General features: G+C 63.9%; 29 protein-coding genes. 24 read left to right on the top strand and 5 right to left on the bottom strand.

The features are described 5' to 3' along the window. The first annotated feature begins 14 nt into the window (after positions 1–14). Positions 15–1,643 (top strand): potassium channel family protein, encoded by a 1,629-nt coding sequence (locus BSG09_RS00250; RefSeq protein WP_092928900.1) that lies wholly within the window; start codon positions 15–17, stop codon positions 1,641–1,643. Here BSG09_RS00250 and BSG09_RS00245 read toward each other — a convergent pair. Beyond that, the gene (locus BSG09_RS00245) at positions 1,640–2,593 is read right to left on the bottom strand and encodes a TIGR03557 family F420-dependent LLM class oxidoreductase (protein ID WP_092928898.1); all 954 of its coding nucleotides are present in this window, start codon (positions 2,591–2,593) and stop codon (positions 1,640–1,642) included. The genes BSG09_RS00250 and BSG09_RS00245 overlap by 4 nt on opposite strands. 198 nt (positions 2,594–2,791) lie before the next feature. Between BSG09_RS00245 and BSG09_RS00240 the strand changes: the two genes are divergently transcribed. From BSG09_RS00240 to BSG09_RS00180, 13 genes are all read left to right on the top strand, one after another. Next, positions 2,792–3,772 (top strand): ABC transporter ATP-binding protein, encoded by a 981-nt coding sequence (locus tag BSG09_RS00240; protein ID WP_092928897.1) that lies wholly within the window; start codon positions 2,792–2,794, stop codon positions 3,770–3,772. Further along, entirely contained in the window at positions 3,769–4,542 is a 774-nt protein-coding gene (locus BSG09_RS00235; RefSeq protein ID WP_092928895.1) for an ABC transporter permease, read from the top strand. Before BSG09_RS00240 ends, BSG09_RS00235 begins: the two co-directional genes overlap by 4 nt. Positions 4,543–4,600: 58 nt before the next feature. Continuing rightward, a complete protein-coding gene (truD, locus tag BSG09_RS00230; RefSeq protein WP_092928893.1) occupies positions 4,601–5,953 on the top strand; it encodes a tRNA pseudouridine(13) synthase TruD in 1,353 nt (450 codons plus the stop codon). A 76-nt stretch (positions 5,954–6,029) separates the two neighbouring features. Further along, positions 6,030–6,326, top strand: coding sequence for a hypothetical protein (locus tag BSG09_RS00225; protein ID WP_092928891.1), 297 nt, complete (start codon positions 6,030–6,032; stop codon positions 6,324–6,326). A gap of 69 nt (positions 6,327–6,395) precedes the next feature. Continuing rightward, positions 6,396–6,827 (top strand): zinc ribbon domain-containing protein, encoded by a 432-nt coding sequence (locus BSG09_RS00220; RefSeq protein ID WP_092928889.1) that lies wholly within the window; start codon positions 6,396–6,398, stop codon positions 6,825–6,827. A gap of 62 nt (positions 6,828–6,889) precedes the next feature. Further along, the gene (surE, locus tag BSG09_RS00215) at positions 6,890–7,726 is read left to right on the top strand and encodes a 5'/3'-nucleotidase SurE (protein WP_092928887.1); all 837 of its coding nucleotides are present in this window, start codon (positions 6,890–6,892) and stop codon (positions 7,724–7,726) included. A 60-nt stretch (positions 7,727–7,786) separates the two neighbouring features. Continuing rightward, complete coding sequence (locus tag BSG09_RS00210; RefSeq protein WP_092928885.1) at positions 7,787–8,542, top strand: DUF2103 domain-containing protein; 756 nt, start codon at positions 7,787–7,789, stop codon at positions 8,540–8,542. A 138-nt stretch (positions 8,543–8,680) separates the two neighbouring features. Further along, positions 8,681–8,887, top strand: coding sequence for a hypothetical protein (locus tag BSG09_RS00205; RefSeq protein WP_092928883.1), 207 nt, complete (start codon positions 8,681–8,683; stop codon positions 8,885–8,887). 74 nt (positions 8,888–8,961) lie between these two features. After that, on the top strand, positions 8,962–9,225 hold the full coding sequence (locus BSG09_RS00200) for an eL43 family ribosomal protein (protein ID WP_092928881.1): 264 nt from the start codon (positions 8,962–8,964) through the stop codon (positions 9,223–9,225). A gap of 19 nt (positions 9,226–9,244) precedes the next feature. Then, the gene (locus BSG09_RS00195) at positions 9,245–9,379 is read left to right on the top strand and encodes a DNA-directed RNA polymerase subunit P (RefSeq protein WP_092928879.1); all 135 of its coding nucleotides are present in this window, start codon (positions 9,245–9,247) and stop codon (positions 9,377–9,379) included. Between the two features lie 9 nt (positions 9,380–9,388). Then, positions 9,389–9,658 carry a KEOPS complex subunit Pcc1 gene (locus BSG09_RS00190; protein WP_092928877.1) on the top strand — a complete coding sequence of 90 codons (270 nt, stop codon included), beginning with the start codon at positions 9,389–9,391 and terminating at the stop codon, positions 9,656–9,658. A 285-nt stretch (positions 9,659–9,943) separates the two neighbouring features. Then, complete coding sequence (locus BSG09_RS00185) at positions 9,944–10,339, top strand: prefoldin subunit beta (RefSeq protein WP_092928875.1); 396 nt, start codon at positions 9,944–9,946, stop codon at positions 10,337–10,339. Next, positions 10,340–10,594 carry a DUF3194 domain-containing protein gene (locus BSG09_RS00180; protein ID WP_092928873.1) on the top strand — a complete coding sequence of 85 codons (255 nt, stop codon included), beginning with the start codon at positions 10,340–10,342 and terminating at the stop codon, positions 10,592–10,594. Positions 10,595–10,759: 165 nt separating this feature from the next. Here the strand turns inward: BSG09_RS00180 and BSG09_RS00175 are convergent, their stop codons facing one another. Then, positions 10,760–13,051, bottom strand: coding sequence for an LUD domain-containing protein (locus BSG09_RS00175; protein ID WP_092928871.1), 2,292 nt, complete (start codon positions 13,049–13,051; stop codon positions 10,760–10,762). 1 nt (position 13,052) lies between these two features. Next, a complete protein-coding gene (locus BSG09_RS00170) occupies positions 13,053–13,559 on the bottom strand; it encodes an LUD domain-containing protein (protein WP_092928869.1) in 507 nt (168 codons plus the stop codon). A gap of 203 nt (positions 13,560–13,762) precedes the next feature. Here BSG09_RS00170 and BSG09_RS21215 point away from each other — a divergent pair, with 203 nt between their 5' ends. From BSG09_RS21215 to BSG09_RS21815, 3 genes are all read left to right on the top strand, one after another. Beyond that, complete coding sequence (locus tag BSG09_RS21215) at positions 13,763–14,191, top strand: hypothetical protein (RefSeq protein ID WP_092928867.1); 429 nt, start codon at positions 13,763–13,765, stop codon at positions 14,189–14,191. Position 14,192: 1 nt separating this feature from the next. Beyond that, positions 14,193–15,158, top strand: a complete 966-nt coding sequence (locus BSG09_RS00160; protein WP_092928865.1) for an alpha/beta fold hydrolase — start codon at positions 14,193–14,195, stop codon at positions 15,156–15,158. A gap of 148 nt (positions 15,159–15,306) precedes the next feature. Next, a complete protein-coding gene (locus tag BSG09_RS21815) occupies positions 15,307–15,477 on the top strand; it encodes a DUF7331 family protein (RefSeq protein ID WP_463508170.1) in 171 nt (56 codons plus the stop codon). Between the two features lie 108 nt (positions 15,478–15,585). On the opposite strand, the gene BSG09_RS00155 is transcribed toward BSG09_RS21815, so the two are convergent. Next, complete coding sequence (locus BSG09_RS00155; RefSeq protein ID WP_092928862.1) at positions 15,586–16,140, bottom strand: GMP synthase subunit A; 555 nt, start codon at positions 16,138–16,140, stop codon at positions 15,586–15,588. A gap of 180 nt (positions 16,141–16,320) precedes the next feature. On the opposite strand from BSG09_RS00155, the gene BSG09_RS00150 reads away from it, so the two are divergent. The 4 genes from BSG09_RS00150 (at position 16,321) to BSG09_RS20555 (ending at position 19,122) form a co-directional block, all read left to right on the top strand. Beyond that, the gene (locus BSG09_RS00150; protein ID WP_092928860.1) at positions 16,321–17,334 is read left to right on the top strand and encodes a thiamine pyrophosphate-dependent dehydrogenase E1 component subunit alpha; all 1,014 of its coding nucleotides are present in this window, start codon (positions 16,321–16,323) and stop codon (positions 17,332–17,334) included. After that, positions 17,334–18,374, top strand: a complete 1,041-nt coding sequence (locus tag BSG09_RS00145; protein ID WP_092928858.1) for an alpha-ketoacid dehydrogenase subunit beta — start codon at positions 17,334–17,336, stop codon at positions 18,372–18,374. Before BSG09_RS00150 ends, BSG09_RS00145 begins: the two co-directional genes overlap by 1 nt. Beyond that, positions 18,371–18,634: a lipoyl domain-containing protein gene (locus tag BSG09_RS00140; RefSeq protein WP_092928856.1), complete on the top strand. Its 264-nt coding sequence runs from the start codon at positions 18,371–18,373 to the stop codon at positions 18,632–18,634. The genes BSG09_RS00145 and BSG09_RS00140 overlap by 4 nt, the downstream gene beginning before the upstream one ends. 347 nt (positions 18,635–18,981) lie before the next feature. Beyond that, positions 18,982–19,122 carry a hypothetical protein gene (locus BSG09_RS20555; protein ID WP_165396965.1) on the top strand — a complete coding sequence of 47 codons (141 nt, stop codon included), beginning with the start codon at positions 18,982–18,984 and terminating at the stop codon, positions 19,120–19,122. Between the two features lie 172 nt (positions 19,123–19,294). On the opposite strand, the gene pan1 is transcribed toward BSG09_RS20555, so the two are convergent. Then, a complete protein-coding gene (pan1, locus tag BSG09_RS00130) occupies positions 19,295–20,512 on the bottom strand; it encodes a proteasome-activating nucleotidase Pan1 (RefSeq protein WP_092928852.1) in 1,218 nt (405 codons plus the stop codon). Between the two features lie 126 nt (positions 20,513–20,638). Here pan1 and BSG09_RS00125 point away from each other — a divergent pair, with 126 nt between their 5' ends. The 3 genes from BSG09_RS00125 (at position 20,639) to rad50 (ending at position 25,210) form a co-directional block, all read left to right on the top strand. Continuing rightward, complete coding sequence (locus tag BSG09_RS00125) at positions 20,639–20,908, top strand: MarR family transcriptional regulator (protein WP_008009614.1); 270 nt, start codon at positions 20,639–20,641, stop codon at positions 20,906–20,908. A gap of 277 nt (positions 20,909–21,185) precedes the next feature. Beyond that, positions 21,186–22,523: a DNA double-strand break repair protein Mre11 gene (mre11, locus tag BSG09_RS00120; RefSeq protein WP_092928850.1), complete on the top strand. Its 1,338-nt coding sequence runs from the start codon at positions 21,186–21,188 to the stop codon at positions 22,521–22,523. Next, positions 22,520–25,210, top strand: a complete 2,691-nt coding sequence (gene rad50, locus BSG09_RS00115; RefSeq protein WP_092928848.1) for a DNA double-strand break repair ATPase Rad50 — start codon at positions 22,520–22,522, stop codon at positions 25,208–25,210. The genes mre11 and rad50 overlap by 4 nt, the downstream gene beginning before the upstream one ends. The last annotated feature ends 71 nt before the right edge of the window (positions 25,211–25,281 follow it).

Below are 25,281 nucleotides of genomic sequence, written 5' to 3'. Positions count from 1 at the left end.
ACACCTAATCGATGATGAATTACTGGTGGCGTCGGATCGCGCTCTCACTGGTGGCCGTTTTCGTCCTCGTGTTCGTCTATGCCGGCATCTATCAGGCCGGAATGGCCGCCTTCGAGGGGGTCGACATGTCGTACTTCGAGGCACTCCAGTTCGTGATCGAAGCGCTGACGACCGCTGGCTTCGGCGGCGATTCAGCCGACTGGCAGAGCGTCCCGACGAACCTGATGGTGATCGGGATGAACCTCACCGGCGTCTTGCTCGTCTTCCTCGCGCTGCCGCTGCTCGTCGTCCCGCTGTTCCAGCAGGCCCTCGAGGATCGGCCGCCAGAGTCGACCAACCTCACCGATCACGTCGTCATCTGCTCGTACACGCCGCGATCGGACGTGCTCGCGGAGGAACTCGAGGCGGCGAACGTGCCCTACGTGTTCATCGACGACGACCCGGAACTCGTCGTCGAACTCGATCGCGACGGCATCGACGCCATCTACGGCGAACTCGACCAGGCAGAGACGCTTCGTGCCGCAAACGCCACCGACGCCCGGGCGCTCGTCACCGACATCGACGACGAGACCAACGCGATGGTGATCCTCACCGCCCGGGAACTCTCGAGTGAGCTGCGGATCGTCAGCGTCGTCGAGGACGCGGACGTCGCGAGCTACCACCGCTACGCCGGGGCCGACGAGATCGTCCGCCCGCGGCGGGTGCTCGGCCAGAGCCTTGCGACGAAGGCGACGACGGCAGTCTCGACCGAACTTCGAGACACGATCGAACTCAGCGAGGACTTTACCGTGACCGAACTGCTCGTCCAGGCACACAGTGACCTCGTCGGCCAGACGATTCCCGAGTCGGGAATTCGTGATCGCATGGGAATTACCGTCATCGGCGCGTGGTTCAACGGCGAGTTCGTCCCCGTTCCCGGCCCCGACGACGTAATCGACGACAACACGATCTTGCTCGTCGCGGGCCGTCGTGACGACCTCACGGAGCTGAAATCGCGAACGGTGTCGACCCTGCAGCGCCGCCCGGAACGCGTGGTCGTCGGCGGCTACGGCGTCGTCGGCCAAGCCGCGGTGGAAACGCTAGCCGATGAGGGCATCACCACGTTCACGATCGATACCGTCGACGCCGACGGGGTCGATATCGTTGGCAGCGTCACCGACGAATCGGTCCTCGAGACGGCAGGTGTCACCGATGGCCGCTCGGTCGTGTTGACCCTCGACGACGATGCAGCGTCGATCTATGCGACGCTGGTCATCAAACAGATCGCGCCCAGCATCGAGATCATCGTCCGAGCGAACGAAACCGAGAACATTCCGAAGTTCTACCGGGCCGGTGCGGAGTACGTCCTCTCGCTGTCGACGGTGACCGGCCGGATGCTCGCGTCGGTGCTGATCGAAGACGAAGAGGTCCTCACGCCGGAGACGCAGTTCGAGCTCGTCCGGACGGCCGCGCCGGAGCTCGTCGGTCGGAGCCTCGGAGACGTTGACCTTCGGGCGCGAACGGGGTGTACCGTTGTCGCAGTCGAACGCGGCGACGAATTGCTGACCGATCTTGGGCCGGGGTTTGTCGTCCGAGCGGACGATACGCTGATCGTCGCGGGAAGCGACGAGGCGATCAACCAGTTCGTCGCGGTTGCAACCTAGAACGACGGCAACACCTCCGCCTCGTAGAACTCGAGTGCCTTCCCTTGCTCCGGGCCGATCTGATGGTAGTAGACGTGGTCGTAACCGGCGTCGATCGCCGCCTCGATGCTGTCGATATGGGCCTGTGGGTCCGGTTCGGTTGTGGTCCCGCTTTCGGCGATGTCCTCCCGCTCGACCAACTGCGCTGCCTGCTCGAAGTGGGCCGGCGTCGATAGCTCCTGGCCGAGTTCGCCCGGAATCGAGCCGTTGGGCCACCCCTCGTAGATCGTGTCGATCGCCTCGTTTTCGCTATCAGCGTAGCAGCCGTGTAGCTGGGTGTATTTTGGCCCGTCGCCGCCTGCATCCTCGTAGGCCTCGACCGGCTCCGATTTCGGGCCGGAACACCAGAGTCCGTCCGTGTTGTCGGCGACCCACCGGGCCGTCTGCGACCCGAACGCGCTCCCAATCACCGTCGGCTGGTCGTCGGGGACGGTGTAGAGTCGCGCGTTCTCGACCGTGTAGTGAGTGCCGTGATGGCTCGTCGTCTCGCCGGTCCAGAGGTTGCGCATGACGTCCATCGCCTCATCGAGCTTTGCAAGGCGGACGTCGTGTTCGGGCCAGCGCTCGCCGGTGACGTGCTCGTTTAGGTTCTCGCCGGTGCCGACGCCGAACGTAAAGCGGTCGCCGAGCATCTCGTCGATGGTCGCAACGGCGTGGGCGACGTTGACCGGATGGATGCGAGTCGTCGGACAGGTGACGCCGACGCCGACCTCGATCTCGTCGGTCACCGTCGCAATCCCGCCGAGTGTCGACCAGACGAACGGCGACTCCCCCTGGGCAGCGACCCACGGGTGGAAGTGATCCGAGATCGAGAGGAAGTCGAAGCCGGCGTTCTCGGCACGTCGGGCGATGTCGACCAGTTCCGTCGGGCCGAACTCTTCGCTCGAGAGGGTGTATCCGAGCTGGGGCATTCTCGAGGCAGTACCACAGTCCGGCCGGTAACGGTTGAGCCTGCGACGGCAAGAGCGCGGTTCGGAACGAGCGAAGTGAGTGAGAACCGCGATGCGAACGGTGCGAAGCGCCGTGAGCAAACATGGAGTGTTATTGAGCCGACCCCCGCGGCCGGCCGAATCGAACCCCTTACCCGCGATGCGTGGGAACCGACCCCTATGGAAGCCGTAGTCGAAGCAACGGATCTCGAGAAGACCTACGGCGAGACCGTCGCCCTGTCTCGGGCCTCGCTGTCGGTCGCACGCGGCGAGGTCTTCGCACTGATCGGGCCGAACGGGGCCGGGAAGACGACGCTCGTCCGTGCGCTGACGGGGACGACCGAACCCGACGGCGGTAGCGCACGAATCCTCGGCGCATCGCCAGCAGCCGTCGATCGCGACCGGCTCGGCGTCCTCCCACAGGAGTTCTCGCCGCCGGGCCGGCTCAGTGCTCGCGAACTGCTCGCGTACTACGCCGGCCTCTACGACGACGCGCGCGATCCCGAGGACGTCCTCGCGGACGTCGGCCTCGTCGACGCCGGCGACACCTGGTACGAGGACCTCTCGGGCGGCCAGCAGCGTCGGGCCTGCGTCGGCTCCGCGCTGGTCAACGACCCCGATCTGCTCTTTCTCGACGAGCCGACGACTGGCATCGACCCCGCCGGTCGGCGCACCGTCTGGCGACTGATCGAGGATCTCGCCGACGCCGGAACGACGGTCGTCCTCACGACACACGACATGGCCGAAGCCGAGCGACTCGCCGACCGCGTCGGTCTGCTCGCCGACGGCTCGCTCGTCGCTCAAGGGACACCTACTGACCTCGTCCAGGACCACGGCGGCTCGAGTCGGCTCACCGTCGAGACAGAAGCCGACCCGGACGCTTTCGCCGACCTCGCGTATCCGGTCGACCGACCGGAACGCACTCGGGGCCGAACGCCAGACGGCGCGGTCGTCGTCCGCGACATCGATCCCGCCGCGATCGGGACCGTCGTCGACTATCTCGAGACGCACGACATCGCGTACACCGAACTCTCGTGGGCCGAACCGGATCTCGAGGACGTCTATCTCGCGCTGGCCGACGCGACCGAACGCGAGCGAACGGATCGACTCGAGAGCGAGAGTGGAGACGCAGACCTCGCACAGGCGGGTGAGACCGCATGAGCCGGATGGGACGCGTCAGGGCCGAGACGAGTGCGGGCTGGCGATCCTTTGTCCGCCGGCGGACGGCGGTCTTCTTCACGTTCTTCTTCCCGGTGATCCTGATCGTTATCTTCGGCGCGCTGATCCGCACCGATCCGACGGGAGAGGGGCTGTTCACGGAGCCGGCAGCCTACTACGTGCCGGGCTATCTCGCCGTCGTCGTCCTCTTTACACCGCTGTCGCGGATGGGCAGCGAGGTCGCACGTCACCGCGAGGGCAGTCGGTTCGAGAAACTCGCGACGACACCGCTGACTCGAGGAGAATGGTTGCTCGCCCAGACTGCAGTCAACGCCGCGATCATCGGACTGGCGAGCCTGCTCATTCTCGGACTGGTGATCCTGCTGACGGGTGCCCAGATCGCGTTCTCACCGCTTTTGATACCGTACATCCTGATCGGCGTCGTCTGTTTCTGTGGCGTCGGCGCGATGCTTGGCAGCTACACCGACTCCCAAGACGGCGCGGTCGCGGCCAGCAACGCGATTGGACTGCCGCTACTCTTCCTCTCGGAGACGTTCATCTCGCTGTCGCAACTTCCCAGCTGGTTCGGCCCGCTCGTCAATCTCTCGCCGCTGACCTACTTCGCACGCGGCGTGCGGGCCGCGACGTACGCGGGCGCAGAGGTCTCCACGGTCGCCGGCATCGATCCGGCACTCGCGAACCTTGGAATCCTCACCGCGCTCGCCGTCATCGCCTTCGCGCTCGGCGCGCGATCGATCCCGCGGACGGACTAAGCGTCCGCCGCGAGAACGAACCGATTTAGGCTCCGCACACCAAGCCCCGGCAACCAGCATGCGCCCAGCCCATCCCACCGAGCAGGCCGTCGGCATGGACCACTACGTTAGCGATACCGACGGCGTCGGCGGCCGCCTGCGCGAGGACGACGAGCACTTTCGGGTACGCGAACTCGAGCGCTTCGACACCGAACCGATCGATGTCTCGACAGACGCCTACCCACATCTCGTCTTCCGGGCGACGCTGCAGGGCTGGGATACCAACGACTTCGCGTCGCGGGTCTCCGATGCGCTCGGGATCTCCCGCGAGCGCGTCAACTGGGCCGGAACGAAAGACAAGTACGCCGTGACCACGCAGCTGTTTTCGGTCTACGGGGCAGACCCCGAGGACATCCCCGATATCAATGGGGCCGAGATCGAGGTGCTGGGCCGGGCGGGCCGAAACCTCGAGTTCGGCGACCTCGCGGGCAACGCCTTCGAACTCGTCGTTAGCGAGCCCGAGTGGCCCGACAACGCTGCGCCAATTACCGACGAGTTGCACGAATTCGGCGGCCTCGAAGATCAGGGGAACGACGACGCGATCTCGATCGGCGTTCCGAATTTCTTCGGCCAGCAGCGCTTTGGTAGCCGCCGACCGGTTACCCACGAGGTCGGCCTCGCGATCGTCCGCGACGACTGGGAAGGAGCCGTGATGGCCTACCTCGGGAATCCGACGGATGCGGAACCGGAGTCGACCCAGGAGGCCAGAGCCTTCATCGAGGAAACGCGCGACTGGCAGGAAGCCCTCGAGCGAGTTCCGAATCGTCTCCGGTACGAACGGTCGATGATCCACGCGCTCGCCGAGTACGATGGCGAGCCCGGTCCCGACGAGTTCCGAGCCGCCCTCGAGCGCGTGCCGTCGAACCTCCAGCGGCTGTTCGTCCACGCAGCCCAGTCGTATGCATTCAACCTGATGCTGTCCGAACGGCTCGAGCGCGGCCTGCCGTTCGATCGCCCCGTTGCGGGCGACGTGGCCTGCTTTGCTGACACCGACGCGCCTGATGGACTCGAACTTCCCGACCCCGACCGGCTCCAGCGCGTCGACGAGCGCCGGGTCGACTCGGTGACACGCCACTGCGAGCGTGGCCGAGCGTTCGTCACCGCGCCGCTGGTCGGCACCGAGACGGAGCTGGCCGACGGTGAACAAGGCGAGATCGAACGCGCCGTCCTTGACGATCTGGGCCTCGAGCCATCTGATTTCGACCTCCCCAGCGAATTCCATTCGACCGGCACCCGGCGGGCAATCCTCCTGCGGACGGATCTGACCCTCGAGACCGACCCGCTGACGCTCTCGTTTGCGCTCCCGAAGGGGTCGTATGCGACGGTCGTCTCCCGGGAGTACCTGAAAGTCGATCCGGTCGACCTCGGCTAACGCTGTTGTACCCGGCAGCGACGCATCTCGAGACGGTCGCCGAAGCGTTTAGACGGTGGTACGAGTAGGCTCGCACATGATCGGCACGGACGAGACCCGCGAGATCGTCGATTGGCAGAAGACGACCGAAGACGGGCAACCGGTGTACGAAATCGAGTACAGCGAGCCGGTTCCGGAGCCGACGGGACGATCGAAGCCGCTCTTCGGCGCGAGCAGCGGCGGGACGGTACCGGCCGGTGAACAGTCGTTTCTGCTGCCGGACGGCGAGCGAATTCCCGCGACGGAGGCAGCCTGCGAGGCCGACGGGACCACGCTACGCGTCCGCCACGAGCCGTCGACGCTGGCTCGTCTCCGGCGATACCTGCCATGGTAAGATCGACTGTCGTCGAGCGCATGCAGGGCCGCTGACAGCCTTTTGCCCGCCCGGGTTCAACGGCTACCTATGTGGAGCAAGCGTATACAGCGAGAAATTGATGACCTCGTCGCGCAAGGCTGGCGGATCGAGGAGGAGACCCCCGACCGCGTCGTAATGGTCGACCGGAAGTACGGGTCGGTCGGCTCGCACATCTTGGTCGCCCTGCTGACGTTCTGGTTCTCGCTGGGTGTTGGAAACGTCGTCTGGGCCGCGTACAACTACGTCGCGAACTCCCAGCGTCGCGTCCTCTGGGACGACGGTGACGCCTGTCCCGGATGTGGCGCGGCCGTGCCGGCGACCGCAGATTACTGCCCGTCCTGTGGCGAAGCCCTCGAGCGTGGCGTCGACCCGACCGGTGCGATCACCTGTCCCGACTGTGCAGCGGTCGTCACCGACGGCTCGCGGTACTGTCCGGCCTGCGGGGCAACGCTCTCGAGCGCGCTCGATACGGCCTCGTAGCGGATGGCATACCGCCGAACCGAACTGATAGGTACGTCGACCGCTAGACGGTGTATACGGCAATGGAACTGGATTCTGACCCCCACATTCTCCTGACGAACGACGACGGGATCGACGCACCCGGGATCCGGGCGCTGTACGACGCACTCCAGACGGTCGGCACGGTCACCGTCGTCGCGCCCGACCGGAACCGCAGCGCTGTCGGCCGGTCGCTCTCGTATGGCCGGACGCGATCCTCACCCGATGACCTCTCATTAGACCTGGAATCGGATTCGTTTACATCGCCAGTTCCGCACACCGACCACGAACTCGGCTACGCAGTCGACGGCACCCCCTGTGACTGTGCTATCGTCGGCGTCAACGCCGTAGAGCCCGAACCAGACATCGTCGTCTCGGGCTGTAACTCCGGGGCGAACCTGGGTGCCTACGTCTTCTCCCGATCGGGGACGGTCAGCGCCGCGATGGAGGCGGCGTTTCTCGAGACGCCGTCGATCGCTGTCTCGATGGATACGCTGGGCCACGACGGAGAGCTCGAGCCGGCCGATTTCGAGCGGGCCGCCGCGATCACCGCCACGATCGTCGACGGTGCACCCGGAACCGGCCTGTTCGACCGCGTCGACTATCTGAACGTCAACGTTCCCCGTCCGGGTCTCAAGCCGAACGGCTATGCGATTACACGCCCGACTCGGGTCTACGAGATGGACGCGACAGTCGAGGATGGCAGCTTCCAGCTCACGAACAAACTCTGGCAGCAGATGTCCAATCGAGACATTCCCGATCCCGAAGACACCGACCGCCACGCCGTACTCGCCGAGCAGGTCTCGATCTCGCCGCTTCGTATCCCCTACGACGTCATCGATACCGAGGCCGTCCGGACGATCTTTGAACACATCCTGTAGCGCCGCGACCGCCGGCGAGGAAACACGGCTGTTTTACACGATCAGTGTCAAGAGACGACTATGGAGTGTCGTCACTGTGCGTCGCCGCTCGAGAAACCTGGCGACTACTGTCTGGTCTGCCGGGACGCCAACACCGAGGCGATCGTCCTCGAGGCGGCACGCGACCGGGCGACCATCACGATGCTCGCGGGCGACGACGAGACACACGGAGATGAGCCGGCGGACCCCGACGAGCAGATCCTCGGCGAGACGACGATCACCACGACGCCAGAAGACGGCGAGAACGAGCCGACCGAACTCCGAAACTTTGCGGGCCTGATCGGCGACGAGATCCGCCGGAAACGCCCCGAGGAGGTCTACGCCGGAGGCACACGGGACGTTATCCGGGCCGTTCGCGAGACCATCCACTATCCGTTCTACCGTGTCGACGACGCCGATCCCGTCGAAGCCGTCCTCGAGCGCCGCGGCAATCGCGCACTCGACGTCGTCGAGACGCCGCCGGCCGAGAAGATCGGCGGCAGCCACACGACGCTCATCGGGGGGCGGACGGGCATGGAGGCGATCCACGCCGTTGCGGGTCATCCCCACGTCAAGAAGGTCATTCCGGGCCCCATCGACGCTGGCGGCAAGGGTTCCCAGTCGGGAATGCGCGCGAAGGTCACCCGCGCCGACGACGGTGGCAACGTACGGATGTTGCTCCGGGACGGCTCGAGCGTCCAGGAAAACCGCGTTGTGACGACCGCTCGAGATCGGGAGATGGGTGAGCGGATCCGGGCCGATTTAAACGACGTGCTCGCGGAAGCCGAATTTCAGTAATTGTCTGGCTCCGAGTCCGATCGGCTGGCTTGGATTCAGATGTTTTCACTGACACTCTGTTGCTATCCGATGGAAGTGACAGGTGCTGCTGGTTCTCCCTGCCTTAATGAGGGCTGGTGTAATTAGATATAATTAGTCATGGTCGAGCGACCGGACGCCGTCCTCACACTAATCCCGCTGCTGGCGGTCAGCGGCCTCGCCGTTCGGACACTGCTTGCTGTACCGGGTATTGGATCGGGACTGTTCACCGCGCCGCTTGCGGCAGCCGGCTATCTCGCTGCACTCGCGCTCATTCTGGCGGAACTGCTGGCGTGGCCAGTCGCCCAGCGGCTCAGTGGGTCGTGATTGGCGTCGATCGCGTTCGCGAATCGACGCGACTCAACAGGTTTAAGAATCCGCTGGCGATAGAGAGCACTACTATGGCCAAGAAAGGACAGGTCGGTAGCGCTGGCCGCTTCGGTGCCCGCTACGGCCGCGTCGCACGACGTCGCGTCAGCGAGATCGAAGACGACATGCAAAACGCCGAGGTCGACGGCGACGACGTCACCCGCGTCGGCACTGGTATCTGGAAGAACGAGGAAACTGGCGAGGTCTTCACCGGCGGTGCCTACCGCCCGGAGACCCCCGCCGGCCGCACCGTTCAGCGCTCCATCCGCGCTGCCCTCTCCGAGGACGACGACTAACATCCCCTTTAGGTCCCGTATGAGTTACAAATGCTCTCGCTGTAAACGCGACGTCCAGCTCGACGAGTACGGTGGCGTCCGCTGTCCCTACTGCGGCCACCGCGTGCTCCTGAAAGAACGCAGCCGCGACGTCAAAGAAGTCGACGCCCAGTAACGCGCCAGCGTGTCTTCTCACGACTCGACCCTCGAGTTCGACTACGAGAGCACCGCGCGTGCCGAACTCGTCGCCGCAAGCGTCGCCCGCGAAATCGGCGAGATCGACGACGACCGCTCGCGGACGACCCTCGAGCGGGACGGCGATCGCGTTTGCATCGAGATCGATGCCGACGATGTGATCGCCCTGCGCGCCGCGTTGAACACCTGGTTTTCGCTGATCGATGTCGCCGAACGGACTGCCGACGCTGGGTTAGGAGTGCTCGAGTCCGATCAGTAGACAGCGACTCGCTCGCGATCGATACTGGCAGACCTATAGGCTTTCTCGTCACTTTCAGCCCACTTGATACGGATTCCTGTCAGTCAGTGCCGGTGGGATCGCAGTGCGGGTCGCGGCCCCACCGGGACAGCGTCACAGCAGACCGTATGAATAGCGGTTCAGACCGTGACGTGGCTCGGACTGGTGAACGGAGTGAGTCCGGTCGAAAATCAAAAACGGGGCGGACGTCGATCCGGGCGAAGCACAAAGCTTGGCTTTATCAGTCCGGAGGGCGAGGGTCGAGGTATGCAAGGAAACCTGCCGCCGGAAGCACAGGAGAAAATCGAACAGCTACAGGACCTGCAGGAGACGGCACAGCAAGTCGCCGTCCAGAAACAGGAAGCGGAAACCGGTCTCACCGAGGCCCAGAACGCCCTCGACGAACTCGAGAACATCGACGAGGAGACGACGATGTACCGCAGCGTCGGCGAACTGCTCGTCGAGACTGACTACGACCAGGCAGAAGAAGACCTCGCGGACAAGGTCGACTCGCTCGAGCTCCGCCTCGAGACCCTCGAGAAACAGGAAGACCGCGTACAGGACCAGTTCGAGAGCCTGCAGGACGAGCTCGAAGAGCTGCTCGGCGGCGGCATGGGCGGCGGTCCGAGCCCTGCTGGCGGTCCCGGCGCTGGCGGCGCATAAATGCCGACTGACGAGCCGACGGCCGACGACGTCGTCCAGACGGCGTCGGACGCTGCGGAAGGCTACGTCTTCTCGCAGTACAAACAGTCGGCCGTTCGCGATCTCGACGTCACCGTGACGTTCGAAGACGGCGTCCTCGAGGTCGACGTCTATCTCAACGTGCCCGAGGACGACGCCGAGGCCGATCCCGAACAGGTCGCCGACGATGCCGCGCTCGCGGCCCGACAAGCAGTCGACGAACTGTTTGAGGAGTAACGGACGCTCCCGTTCCGACCACTCTCTTTCGGTCTTTTTCACGTGGCTAGCCAGCGCGCAGCCGGTTGTTCCGTGGTAGTGGTGACTGTCGTCCAGTGAACGGCGAAGCGAAACGACGAGACGGCACGGAGTGTCACGAGCAGCCCAGCGAAGTACCGACGACCGCTACAGCCGGGAGCTGGGTTCGAGCAACTCGATCGGATGTGGCACGTCCCGCTCGAGCAGGCCCTCGAGTTGGTCGCCACACGACGTGCCCGACGCGACGACCGTTTTGGCACCGGCGACCTGTTCGGCCAGTCGCTCGCCGACATCCACACTGAGTTCGTAGTACTCGCGTTTGTAGCCGAAAGAGCCCGCCATCCCACAGCACTCGGCACTCGAGGTGTCGGGTGTGTAGCCACAGCGCTCGAGGACGGCGACCGTCGGTGCCTCGAGATCGAGCGTGCGCTGCTGGCAGTGCGAGTGATAGGCAATCGGCTCCGCGCCATCGCCGGTCGACAGCGCCGACGGATTGGCCCCGTTCTCGAGCAGTCCGTAGACGTACTCACAGATCTCGTAGCTATTGTCGCGTAGGCGCTCGAACGACCGCTCGGGGAGCAGCTGTTCGTACTCGCGGTGCATGGCTGCCAGATCGGAGGGCTCGACGACGACGACATCTCGGCCGGCGTCGAGGTCCTCAGCCAGTGCGGCGTAGAGTCGGCTGGCCTGCCGGTCTGCAGTCGCGACCATCCCCTGTGAGAGCGCGGCGCGCCCGCTTTCGGGCAGGTCCGGAACGCGCACCGGGATGCCCAGCGCCTCGAGCGTGCGGACGGCGGCTTTTCCGCGCTCGGTGTCGACGTAGTTCGTGTAGACGTCGGGATAGAGGACGACCTCGCGATCGATGTCCGCGTCGTCGGCTCGAGCCGCCCGTCGACTCGAGGCGGCTTTGCCACCTCGCTTCTCGAACCAGTCGACGAGCGATTCGCGCTGGAACGCGGGCAGATCGCGCCGCCGGTCGATCCCGAGGGTGCGCTCGAGCAGCCCGCGGATGGGATCGGCATCGGCCAGCCAGTTCGAAACGGGCGCAGTCGCGCTGGCGGCTTTTGCGACCGTCCCGATGTTGCCGAAGAAGCGCTTGCCGAGGTCGATTCCGCCGTCTTCCATGTCAGGTGTGAGGCCATCGACGAGGAAGTCAGTGGCCGCCGGGTCCTCGTTGCGGTTGATCCGATCCCGGACGACGGTGTTTATCCATGGGATGTCGATCTTGACCGGACAGGCGTCGACACAGCGCGAACAGCCGGTACAGAGGTCGTTGAACTCAGCGGCCGAGTCCTGACCGTGGACACCAGCCTCCCAGCCAGTCGCGATCCCACCGGAGTAAGTCTCGCCGCCGAAGCCGTGGCCGCCAACGGACTGGAAGTTCACACACGAATTCGAACAGGCCCCACACCGAATGCAATAGAGCGTCTCCCGGAGCTGGTCGTCCTCGCGCATGTCCATGCGGCCGTTGTCCAGCAAGACGAGGTGGAAGTCACGATCAGCCGGCTCCGTGTTGGCTGCCCCGTCATCCCCAGCCGTGATCGGCTCGTCCGGCCGATCGAACTCCAGCGTCGGCGAGTCGGTCGGCGGGGAGAGCATCGTCACGTACTGTGCGATCGACTGGCCCGTCGCGCTCTTGGCGATGAGATCGACGAACGGCTCGAGGTCCGACAGCCTTGGAATCAGCTTCTCGACGCCTGCGATCGCGACATGAGTGTCGGGCGTGACCGCACACTTGCGCGCGTTGCCCTCGTTCGTGACGAGGGTGATCGTCCCACTGTCTGCGACGACGAAGTTCGCGCCGGTGATTCCCACGTCGGCCTCCTGGATGTGATCGGCGAGATAGTCGCGGGCGAACTGGGTGAGCTCTTCGGCTGTTTCCAATGGCTCGTCGGGATCGAATCGCTCGTTGAACAACTCGGCGATCTCCGCGCGCTCGAGGTGCATCGCCGGGCCGACGATGTGCGAGGGCGTATCGTCCGCAACCTGGAGGACCCACTCGCCGAGGTCGGTCTCGGTGACCTCGATCCCTGCGGCCTCGAGCGCGTCGTTGAGATCGATCTCCTCGGTCGTCATGGACTTCGATTTGACGACCGACGGCGTGTCACCGTCTCCGGTGATCCCGTGTTCCTCGGTCTGGGTGTCGACGACATCGGCAACGTACGCGTTCGCATCCGCCGCGTCGTCGGCAACGTAGACGGTGCCGCCGTTTGCCTCGACCGCGTCCCTGACCGTGTCGATCAGATCGGGTAGCCGGTCGATGGCGTCTTCCTTGATCGATCGGGCCTCGGTTCGCAGCGCCTCGAGGTCGTCAGCCGCATCGTACGCCTCGCCCCGCTGTGCGTGGAACGAACTCGCTTTCGCGTGGACGGCGTCGCCTTCGGTCTCGAGCAGGTGCCGGATGTGGTCGGCCTGCTGTGAGTGGGTTCGCTGGGCCATCTTAGCGGTCCTCCACGACGATCACGTCGACGTCACCGGGGCCGTGGACGCCGTGGACGAGATCGCCCATATCGGCGGTCGCGCTCCGACCGGTCGCGAAGACGACGCTGTCCTGACCCGCCGCGAAGCCGTCGGCGAGACGGTCGAAGCCGGCGCTCAGATCCGGGACCACGTCGCTTTCTGCGACGACCGCGACGTGGCGATCCGAATAGAGGCTGATCGCTTCTGCGCCGTCGGCGGTCGACTCGACGGCGACGGTACCATACTCTGCGATCGCAAAGCCGGCCGGCGTCACACCCGTCCGGGCGGCCTCGAGGTCGGCACTCGTCGGCTCCGTCGTCACTGACTCGGGGAGTGTGACGCCCTCGAACGGCAGCGGCGCGCCGACGGCTGGCTCCTCGACGATCGTTGCGATTCGCTCGCTCGCATCGGCGGCCGGAACGCGCTCGAATCCTACCTCGAGTCCCTCGAGTGCGCGTTCGAACCGGCCGACAGTGTCGACTGTCATCAGTACTCATATCTAAGCGGACGGTGAAGACACTGACGGTCGATTTGGGATGGCGATCGGGCTGTCGACCGCGACGAACATAGCCGTGTAATGGAGTTCGATAGGCCGTCTATCGAGATCTGCGGTTGTATTCAGGCCGAAGGTATCGGGTATTATTGTGTGAGCTACTTCGACTCGTTCGGCGAACGTGCCATGTGGTTTCGATGAACGATACAGAACTCGGCACCCACGAGTGGTGGGAGTCGTACAAAGAGACCGTCAACAGCGACCCGGAAATGAAAGTGCGAGGCCACGACAAGTTCTCCGAAAACTTCTACGTCGAGATCGGTGACGAGCGTGTCCTCCTCGAGATGGACGGCGGCGAGATCAAACAGCTCGTCCCGAATCCGACGATGAACAACCAGTGGTCGTTCGGCGTCGAGGGCGACCGCGAAGCCTGGGAGGAGTTCGTTCAGGAGACACCACCCGCGTTCAACCACGAAATCATCGCGTCGCACTATCGGACCGCGGTTCGCAACGAGGACGGCCATCTCCAGTTGACCGGTAACAACAAGAAAATCTTCCAGCATCTCCGCGCGTTCCAGCGAACGCTCGATCTAATGCGGGTCGCACACAACGACGGAGGGAGCTAACATGTCGACGACCTACCAGCCAGGTGATGTCGAACCGATCAGTGGGTCATACGTCCACACCGAGGTCGAGGGCGTCAACCACCGGATCTATTTCGAGGAGAACGGCCCCGAAGACGGTATTCCGTTGCTCTGCCAGCACACGGCCGGCAACAACTGTCAGGAGTGGCGTCACCTCCTGACCGACGAGCAGATCACTGAGGAGTTCCGCGTCATCGCCCACGATCTCCCCTATCACGGGAAGTCAGTGCCGCCGACGACCCAGAAATGGTGGACCGACGACTACACGATGACCGCCGAGAAGTTCACTGAGACGCTCGTCAACCTCGCGGACGCCCTCGAGCTCGAGGACCCCATCTACATGGGCTCGAGTATGGGCGGCAACATCGCGCTCGAGTTAGCCGACTGGTATCCCGAGCGATTCCGGGCGCTGATCGGCCTCGAGTGCGGTGCGCACAGTCCAGGGTTCTACATCGACTGGCTCGACCACCCCGAGGTGAACACGACGGAAGTCAACGCCTACTCGTGTTGGGGACTGATGGCTCCCCAGAGCCCCGAACAAACCAAGCGCGAGACGATGTACCTCTACGAACAGGGCGCGACGGGGGTGTTCAAGGGTGATCTCTACTACTACTCCGTCGATCACGACTACCGTGACAAACTCGATCAGGTCAACGCCGACGAGTGTCCCCTCTATATCGCCAACGGCGAGTACGACTACCTGACGACGCCGGAAGATGGCCGCCAGACCGCCGCGGGAATCGGCGAAGGCGCGACCGCGATCGAACTCGCCGAGATCGGCCACTTCCCGATGAGCGAGCATCCCGAACTGTTCAACGCCTACATTCGGGAGATTCTCGCCGATATCACCGGTGACCGAGATGAGGAACTGCCAGACGTCCTCGAGCCGGACGACGTCGGGATCGAACTTCACCAGCGGGGTCCTGCGCGCGAGAAACCGGCCGAGTAGTCATCGAATCGCTGCTGATCGCCGGTCGAGGCGCTTTCGGCCGACCCCGGCGGGGTTGCAGTCAGTTTTCGTCCGGTATCTGTCTCAGTCAGTCTACTATTATATTCTCTGCTCGTGATACGCCGGCAAGACACAAGACCTATACTGTATGTGGCTAGTTCTCATCCAACGTCAACAAACTATGACGGAAGCACCGTCTGAACCTGCCCGATGTGCCGCAAAAGAGACGGACGACGGTACTGTTCGTATCTTCGACACAACGAACGATGCGGCTTGGATCGAATCCGACACAACACTCTCGCTTGCGTGGCAGACCTGATGCGCTCTTACTGACCGTTCAAAGACGATTGGATCGCGATATGAACGCAGTTTTCATCCGAGATCTATCCACAGCCACGAGAGCAGGCGAGCAGGATCGGCCGCGAGACTACTGGGATTCGCAGATCGACAGGAAGTTCTCGAAGATTTCGTCACCTTCCTCGGTATGAGCGACCTCGGGGTGCCACTGCACACCGTAGAGGTCCCGATCGGTATCACTCATCGCCTCGACGTCACAGACGTCACTTTTCGCTGTCAGTTCGAACCCCTCGGGAAGTTCTTTGACCTCGTCGGCGTGGCTCGCCCAGACGCGCGTTTCGGGATGCAGTGAACCGGTGAGGGGATCGTCATCGTCGACGATATCGACTGACACGTCGGCGTAGCCACCGTACTCACCGCTGCCGACCTGCCCGCCTAATTCCTCGGCGATCAGTTGCATGCCCAGACAGATACCGAGCACTGGCATGTCCGCTTCGAGGTACTCGGCCGATTTCCCGATCCGGTCCATGTCAGGGCCGCCGGAGAGGACGACGCCGTCGGCGTCGACCTCCTCGGGTGGGGTTTCGTTGTCGATCAGTTCCGTGTCGACGCCGAGGTCGCGAAGCGCCCGGCGCTCGAGGTGGGTGAACTGTCCGTGATTGTCCACCACGACGATTTTCGTCATTGGGTGCCCGTAGCGGGCCACCCGGTAAAAACGGTCCGAAACGTACGCTCACGATGGCTGGTTCGCTGTGACTCGACCCGTTGGCTCGGACCGGACTCTGTCTGGTGGCTTGCATAGCTATTTGTCGACAGGTCTGGTACGTATCTGGAGACCATGGTGGCTGTTAACGAGTTACAGGAAATGTACGAGAACATGGTAACGGCGCGCCAGTATGAAGAACGATTACAGGAGGAATACCTCGAGGGCAAACAGCCCGCGTTCGATATCTCTGCCGGTCCCATCCCGGGTGAACTGCACCTCGCTGCGGGCCACGAGGCCGCCGGCGCAGGCGTCTGCCAGCACCTCCGGGACGACGATACGGTTACGGCACCGCACCGTCCCCACCACGTCGCCATCGCGAAGGGCGTCGATCTCAAGCGAATGACCGCCGAAATCTTCGGCCGCGAAAGCGGGCTGAGCGGTGGCAAAGGCGGCCACATGCACCTGTTCGACCCCAACGTCAAGTTTGCGTGTAGCGGCATCATCGCCGAAGGCTGTCCGCCTGCAGTCGGTGCCGGTCTGGCGGCGAAACAACGGAACACCGACAGCGTCGCCGTTGCGTTCCTCGGCGAGGGTGCGATCGATCAGGGCGCGTTCCTCGAGTCGCTCAACCTCGCGAGCGTCCAGGATCTCCCCGTCGTCTTCGTCGTCGAGGACAACGACTGGGCCATCAGCATGCCAAAAGAGCGCGTCACCGACGTCGAGAACGGTGCTCAACGCGCCGATGGGTTCGGCCTTCACGGCGCTCGCGTGGACGCTGACGACGCCGTCGCCGTCTACGACGCCGCCAGAGACGCCGTTGGCCGTGCTCGTGACGGGAACGGGCCGTCGCTGCTCGAGGTCCAGGTCCATCGGCGCATGGGCCATTTCATGGGCGATCCCGAAGCCTATCGCCCCGACGAGGACAAAGACGCCGCCCAGCAGCGGGATTCGATCGAGCGACTCGAGGCAGACCTCCGGGCCAATGGCGTCGACGACGAGACGATCGATGACCTGCGCTCGCGGGCCCACGACCGCGTCGAGGAGGCCATCGAGTGGGCGAAAGACCAGCCCGAACCCGACCCGGATGACGCCTACGAGGATGTGTTCGTGAATCCGCCGTCCGGCGTGACAGACAGCGAGCCGTCAACCGCGGACACAGGGGGTGACGACTAATGGCACAACAAGAGGACAACGCAAGCGACCAGCAGGCAGACCGGTCGCTGACGATGAGTCGAGCGATGGTCGAGGCGATCGCCCACGAGATGCGCGCAAACGACGAGGTCTTCTACATGGGCGAGGACGTCGCCGACTACGGCGGTATCTTCGACAGTACCCAAGGCTTGCTCGAGGAGTTCGGTCGCGACCGCATCATGGACGTGCCGATCAGCGAGACGGCGTACCTCGGTGCCGCCGTCGGTGCAGCCCAGGAAGGGATGCGTCCCATCGCCGAGCTGATGTTCGTCGACTTCTTCGGCGTCGCGATGGACCAGATCTACAACCAGATGGCCAAAAACACCTACATGAGCGGCGGCTCGGTGAACGTCCCGATGGTGCTTACCGCCGCCGTGGGTGGGACGTACAACGACGCCGCCCAGCACTCCCAGACCCTCTACGGGACGTTCGCGCACCTCCCCGGGATGAAGGTCGTCGTTCCCTCGACTGCCTACGACGCGAAGGGATTGATGCACAACGCCATCCGCGACGACGATCCGGTCGTCTACATGTTCCACAAGCGGCTGATGGGGATCGGCTGGCTGCCGGCACCGGACGGACCGAAAACCGGCGTTCCGGAGGACGACTACACGATTCCATTCGGCAGTGCCGACGTCAAACGCGAGGGCGCGGATGTGACCATCGTCACTCTCGGGTTGCACGTCCATCGCGCGCTCGAGGCTGCCGCGGACCTCGCCGACGATATCGATGTCGAGGTCGTCGATCTCCGGACGCTCGTCCCCCTCGACACCGAGACCATCCTCGATTCCGTCGCCAAGACCGGTCATCTGGTCGTCGTCGACGAGGACTACCGGTCGTACGGCGTCACCGGCGAGATCATCGCGAGCGTCGCCGAGGCCGCACTCGACGACCTCGAAGCTGTCGAGCGGGTCGCCCTCCCGGACGTGCCGATCCCATACGCGCGGCCGATGGAAGACGAGGTCATTCCGGGGACGGACGACATCACCGAGGCCGTTCGCACTGCTCGAGGGGACGAATGAGCGGGACCGACGACCGCGTCGCCGTCGAGACGAGCGATCGCTGGCCTGACGACGCAGACGAGACCGTCGGCGTCGTCGTCAACTGGTTCGCAGCCGAGGGCGGCCACGTCGCAGAGGGGGACGCGATCTGTGAGTTTCAGGTCGAAAAAGTAAGCGTCGACGTGCCAGCACCGGCCACCGGCACGCTCGAGGAGATCGCGGTCGGTGAAGACGAGGAGTTCGAGCGGGGCCATCGGCTCGCCTGGATTCGCCCAGCATAGCCGCCACCGCACTCGAACGAGCGCGAGAGTGTCTCGGCTTCGATTGCCTCTACTTAAAGGCGCAACCTGTCGAGGTGTCGGTTTTTATGTGCTCACCTCACCGCCAGTGTCAGGTCGTCTGCCCTGTCCGAGTATGGACGCAGGTGAGAGGTGTCCGACAATGAAAACTGCGATGCCGTCAGCTTCGGGTTCGGGTTCACTTCGCATCGCAGGGAACGACTCATCCGCAGAGAACACTGCGACCGATATCACAACGACTGTCGTGAGCGGGCTCTCCGTCGGAGACACGGCAGTTCTCGAGCCAGCGTTCCGGTACGCTTATGCAGTCGTCACCGGATGAACGTGACATGGCAGTCGATCTCAGCGACTTCGAGCATCCAGCGTGGCGTACCGCGGCGGGGATGGGTATCGGGTATGTGCTGATTCTCGCAGTGCTGACTGTGGCGATGTTCGTCGTGCCGTGGCTCGTCTTCTCGGCGCTCGTATAGGCATCTCGTCCCATTGTTGACCGATTTTCCACGACCTCGAGCGTAGCTGCGGCTTTCGATACTGGACCACTCGCCGATCGGAGTGTCACTGCACGCACGGCGTTTCGAGTGCCGTTGCTCGGCTCGAGCGAGTGAAAAACGAAGAGAGAGATCGCCGTCGCCCTCGAGAGCGTCAGGCGAAGGTCTTCGAGACGTCCTCGGTGTCCTCGGATTCGGCTTGGACCTTGTCCCAGGCGCTGCGGAAGTCCTCCATCCGGATCTCGGTGCGGTCGTCACGGATGGCGAACATGCCGGCTTCGGTACAAACGGCCTTGATGTCAGCACCGGAAGCTTCCTCGGCCTCTTCGGCCAGTTCGGCGAAGTCGACGTCGTCGGCGACGTTCATCCCGCGCGTGTGGATCTCGAAGATGATCTCGCGACCCTCCTGGTTGGGCTTTGGCACTTCGATGAGGCGGTCAAAGCGGCCGGGACGGAGGATAGCCCGATCGAGCATGTCGAAGCGGTTGGTGGCGGCGATGATGCGGATCTCGCCGCGTTCCTCGAAGCCGTCCATCTCGGAGAGCAGTTGCATCATCGTCCGCTGGACCTCGGCGTCGCCGGAGGTCTTCGACTCCGTCCGTTTGGCGGCGATGGCGTCGATCTCGTCGATGAAGATGACGGCGGGCTCGTGCTCGCGGGCGACATCGAAGAGGTCGCGGACGAGCTTGGCACCCTCACCGATGAACTTGTGGACCAGCTCCGAGCCAGCCATCTTGATGAAGGTGGCATCGGTCTGGTTGGCCACGGCTTTGGCGAGCATCGTCTTCCCGGTGCCCGGTGGTCCATAGAGCAGGACGCCGCTTGGCGGGTCGATCCCGACATCGTCGAACATCTCGGGCTTTTCGAGGGGCATCTCGACGGTCTCGCGGACCTCTTGCATCTGCTCTTCTAAGCCGCCGATGTCCTCGTAGCTGACGTCGGGACTCTCGGTGACTTCCATCACGCGAGCGCGCACGTCGGTCTCGCTCGAGAGTGGCTTGACGATAGACAGCGAGTTGTTGACCGCCACTCGAGCGTCGGGCTCGAGATCGGCGCGCATCTCGTCGGTGACTTCGGTCAGCGCCTCCTGGTTGTTCCCGTGTTGTTTGATGATGACGCCTTCGTCCGTGATCTCCTGGACGGTGGCGACGAACAGCGGGGACTGCTTGAGTTTCTTGTTCTCGTGCGTGAGCCGCTCGAGTTTCTGCTGGTACTTGTTGTTCTCGGCGTTGGCATCGAGGAGTTTGTCGCGCATCTCCTCGTTTTGCGCCTCGAGGATCTCCAGCCGTTCCTCGAGCGCCTGGATTTTCTCCTGTTGGGACGCCTCGTCCTCATCATATGGGAGGTCGACGTCGTCCACAGTGTCGCTCATCACCCGTCCTTTGGGTGTTGGTTCTTAAGAGGCTTCGGGTAGGTTCACTTAACTACGTTGTATTACTGCTGAGCATTATATGGAATAGAAAATATTATTACCCCGTATTCGGAATGGTGGAGTAAGATGAGTGCTTCAGAGCCCCTCCAACAGGAGACCAGCGAGCGGGGAACGTGGGACGACGTCCGCGAGCTCCCGCCGAGCGCGAAACTCGTCGCGAAAGTTCTCGAATACAACGATACGATGACCCAACAGCAGATCGCCGACGAGACGCTGCTGCCGTCCCGGACGGTTCGGTACGCGCTCAACCGACTCGACGAGAAGAACGTCGTCGATTCGCGCTTTTCGTTCTCGGACGCACGCAAGCGTCTCTACAGTCTCGACATCGACGCCTGATCGGACAGTCGTGGGTTCTCTCGACTGTTTTACTCGCTTTTGGCTCGAGTCGATAGAGTGGTATTGCTGACCGATATCGTCTGATCGGTACTGCGATGCGATCTGAATGCGTTTTGTCGCCATCTCCGCGCATATCGCGGTTCCGATTGGCCGAATCGCCTCGCGGCGCGTCCCGGCCGGGACCGGTGACGAGACAGATCAATCGGGATTCCGTTATAGTTTCACTTTCACTCCGGTCACGGAATTCCTTTAGTGCAGGCTTGCCAACCACTGGCCAATGACGCGGGTTATCCACACGGGCGATACCCACATCGGGTACCAGCAGTACAACTCGCCCGAGCGACGACGGGACTTCCTCGAGGCGTTCCGATCGGTCGTCGAGGACGCTGTCGCCGACGACGTCGATGCGGTGGTCCACGCCGGCGACCTCTTTCACGACCGCCGGCCGAGTCTGGTCGATCTGCAGGGAACGATCGACGTGCTCCGGACGCTCTCCGACGCCGACATCCCCTTTCTTGCCGTCGTCGGCAACCACGAGTCGAAACGCGACGCCCAGTGGCTCGATCTCTTCGCCGATCTCGGCCTGGCGACCCGACTCGGTGCCGAGCCGGTCGTCGTCGGTGATGCTGCCTTCTACGGCCTTGACTTCGTCCCTCGATCGCGCCGTGATGACCTCGAGTACGCGTTCGATCCGGTTCCCGAGACGGCCGACCACACCGCCCTCGTGAGCCACGGCCTCTTCGAACCCTTCGCCCACGCCGACTGGGACACCGAGACCGTCCTCGAGCAGTCGACGGTCGACTTCGACGCCGTCCTGCTGGGTGACAACCACACACCGGACACCGCAGAGGTACGTGACACCTGGGTCACCTACTGTGGCTCGACCGAACGGGCAAGCGCCAGCGAGCGCGAGGACCGGGGCTACAACATCGTCGACTTCGACGAGTCAATCGCGATCAGCCGCCGCGGGCTCACTGATACCCGCGAGTTCGTCTTCGTCGACGTCGATCTTGAGGAAGGCGAGGGGATCGACCGCGTGCAGGAACGCGTCCGCCAGCACGACCTCGCCGACGCCGTCGTCATCGTCACGATCGAGGGCGAAGGCCGCCCGATCACGCCCGCGGCGATCGAGGAACTCGCGATCGACCGCGGGGCGCTCGTCGCCCGCGTCAACGACCGCCGAGAACTCCCAGATGAGGACGACGAAGTCTCGGTCAGCTTCGCCAACCCGGACGACGCCGTCCGGGAGCGAGTCCGCGAACTGGGGCTCAGCGACGCCGCCCTCGAGATCGACGAGACCGTCCGGAGCGGCGATCTCGCCGACGCGAACGTTCGCGAGACCGTCGAGCGACGGGTTCGCGAGTTGCTCGATGAGGACCGATCGGCCTTCGAGCCCGCGCCGGAACGCGAGCCGAGCGACGAGGACGTAACGACGGTTGCTGACCACCTCGCCGATGAACCCGATTCCCCAGCCGATTCGACTGACACCAGCGCCGCCGGTACAGACGACCGCACCGAGGCGGCAGCCGACCCAGCCGAGCAACCGACCGACGAGGCCGGTGAAACCGAGGACTCTGCTGATGCTGATACCGCCTCCCTGGGTGACTTCGCATGAGGGTCGACCGCGTCCGCCTGCTGAACTTCAAGTGCTACGGCGACGCCGACCTCGCCCTCGAGCGCGGCGTCACCGTCGTTCACGGCGTCAACGGCAGCGGGAAGTCGACGCTGCTCGAGGCCGTCTTCTTCGCACTCTACGGCTCGAAGGCACTCGATGATCGCACGTTAGACGACGTCATCACGACCGGCGAGGAGGAAGCCGAGGTCGAACTCTGGTTCACCCACGACGGCCACGAGTACCACATCGAGCGCCGGCTCAAACTGCGCGGTGATCGCGCGACCACGACGAAATGCATCCTCGAGACACTGAGCGAGACGATCGAGGGGGCCCGCGACGTGCGCCGCGAAGTGACCGACCTCCTGCGGATGGACGCCGAGGCGTTCGTCAACTGCGCGTACGTCCGTCAGGGCGAGGTCAACAAGCTCATCCACGCCTCGCCGAGCGACCGCCAGGACATGATCGACGATCTCCTGCAGCTTGGCGCGCTCGAGGACTACCGCGAACGCGCCAGCGACGCCCGACTCGGTGTCAAAACGGTCCTCGATGGGCAGCGCGAGGTACTCGACACGCTCCGGAAACAGGTCGACGAAAAGGAAGCACAGAACCTCCACGCACAACTCAACGACCTCGAGTCCCGCCGCGCCGATCTCACCGAGGAGATCGACCACTACGAAGCACAGCGCGAGCAGGCCCGTGAGACCCTCGAGACCGCCCAAGACGTCCTCGAGCGCCACGAGGAAACTCGCGCAGAGATCGACACGCTCGAGGACGAAATCGCGGCGCTGCAGTCGAAAATCGAAGACACCGAACGGGAGCGCGAGGATGCGAGCGACGAGATCAGCCAGATCAGAGCGCAACGTGAGACCCTCGCCGACGAGCGGACCGGACTGCTCGAAGACGTCGACCTCGAGACTGCCGACCCCGATGAGGAGACGATTCAGGCCCGAATCGACGACCTCGAGGCCCGCGCCGAGGAACTTGCCGACGAGTTACAGGACGTCACGGTAACGATCGAAACCGGCACCGAAGAGATCGAACGGCTCCGCGAGGAAGCCGACGAGCTCGAGGCACAGGCCGAAGCTGCCCGAGACGAAGCCGACGACCTTACAGCGCGAATCGAGGACGACGAGGAGACGATCGCAGAGCGCGAAACGAAACTCGAGGAGCTCGAGGCGGAGATCGCGGACGCGCGGGCGTCTTTCGACGACGCACCCGTCGACTTCGGCGCGGCCGAATCGCACCTCGAGTCTCTCAAAGCCGACCGCGAGGAGCTGACCGCGGAACTCAACGACGTCACTGCAGACATCCGGGCCGCCGAGAACGCCATCGAGGAGGGTGAACGGCTGCTCGAGGAAGGGAAGTGCCCCGAGTGCGGCCAGCCGGTCGAGAACTCGCCACACGTCGACGTGCTGGACGATCGTCGCGCGGAGCGTGACGAGTTAGTGGCCGAACGCGAGGAACTCGAAGCCGAACGCACCGAGCTAGATGACCGGATCGACCGCGCCGAGGCGTTGCTCGAGGCCGAGCAGCGAGTCGACCGGCTCGAGGACAACCGCCAGAACGTCGAACAGTTACTCGCTGAGAAACGCGAGGCCATCGCGGACCGGCGCGACCAGCGCGATCAGTTGCGAGCGGACGCCGACGAGTACGAGTCTGAGGCCGACACGAAGCGGGCCGCGGCCGACGAACGCGAAGCCGAAGTGGCCGACGCGCGGGCCGCCCTCGGTGAGATCAATACCGAGCGCGGGGAGCTTACGGAGACGATCCAGACGCTCGAGCGCCTCTCCGAGATCGCTGACGAGTGGGCGACCCTCGAAAGCGAGATCGAACGGCGTCGCGAGCGCATGGCCGACTGGGCGGAGATCAACGAGGAGCGCCGCGAGACCCTTTCGGCAAAACGAGAGCGCAAGCGCGACCTCGAGTCCGAATTCGACGGCGAACGGGTCGAAACCGCCCGCGAAGACAAACGCAACGCCGAGCAGTACATCGAACAAGTCGAGGAGAAACTCACGGAACTCGAGGCCGACCGTGCCGGGGTACAGGGGAAGATCGGCGGCGTCGAGGAGAAACTCGAGGAACTCGAGCGGCTTCGCGAGCGCTTAGAGAGCGTCGAGACACAGTGTGAACACCTCGAGTCGCTGTATGGCGAAGCCGAGACACTCCAGACGACCTACGGGGAGTTGCGGGCAGAGTTGCGCCAGCACAACGTCGAGACCTTGGAACGGCTGCTCAACGAGACGTTCGATCTGGTCTATCAGAACGACTCCTACGCGGCGATCGATCTTGATGGCGACTACCAACTGACGGTCTACCAGAAAGACGGCGAAGCCTTAGAGCCAGAGCAGCTTTCGGGTGGTGAGCGGGCGCTCTTTAATCTCAGCTTGCGGTGTGCGATCTATCGGCTGCTGGCCGAAGGCGTCGACGGAACCGCGCCGATGCCGCCGCTGATCCTCGACGAGCCGACGGTCTTCCTCGATTCAGGTCACGTCACCCAACTCGCCTCGCTGATCGAATCGATGCGCAACGAGTTCGGTGTCGAGCAGATCATCGTCGTCAGCCACGATCAAGAACTCGTCGGGGCGGCCGATTCGCTCGTCCGCGTCGAGAAAGACGCCACGTCGAACCGCTCGCGGCTCGAGCGGGGCGAGCCACCAGAGGCGGAACTACTCGCGTCGGACACGTGAGGCGTGATCGTCTCGTCGCGTCAGACGGTCTGCTGTCCCGCTGTCCCGGCGCACCCGCTGACGGGTCGCGG

This window comes from Natrinema hispanicum (assembly GCF_900111485.1).
Classification (GTDB): domain Archaea; phylum Halobacteriota; class Halobacteria; order Halobacteriales; family Natrialbaceae; genus Natrinema; species Natrinema hispanicum_A.
Note: the sequence above shows the minus strand (reverse complement) of the source record. Positions and strands in the feature narration are given on the sequence as shown.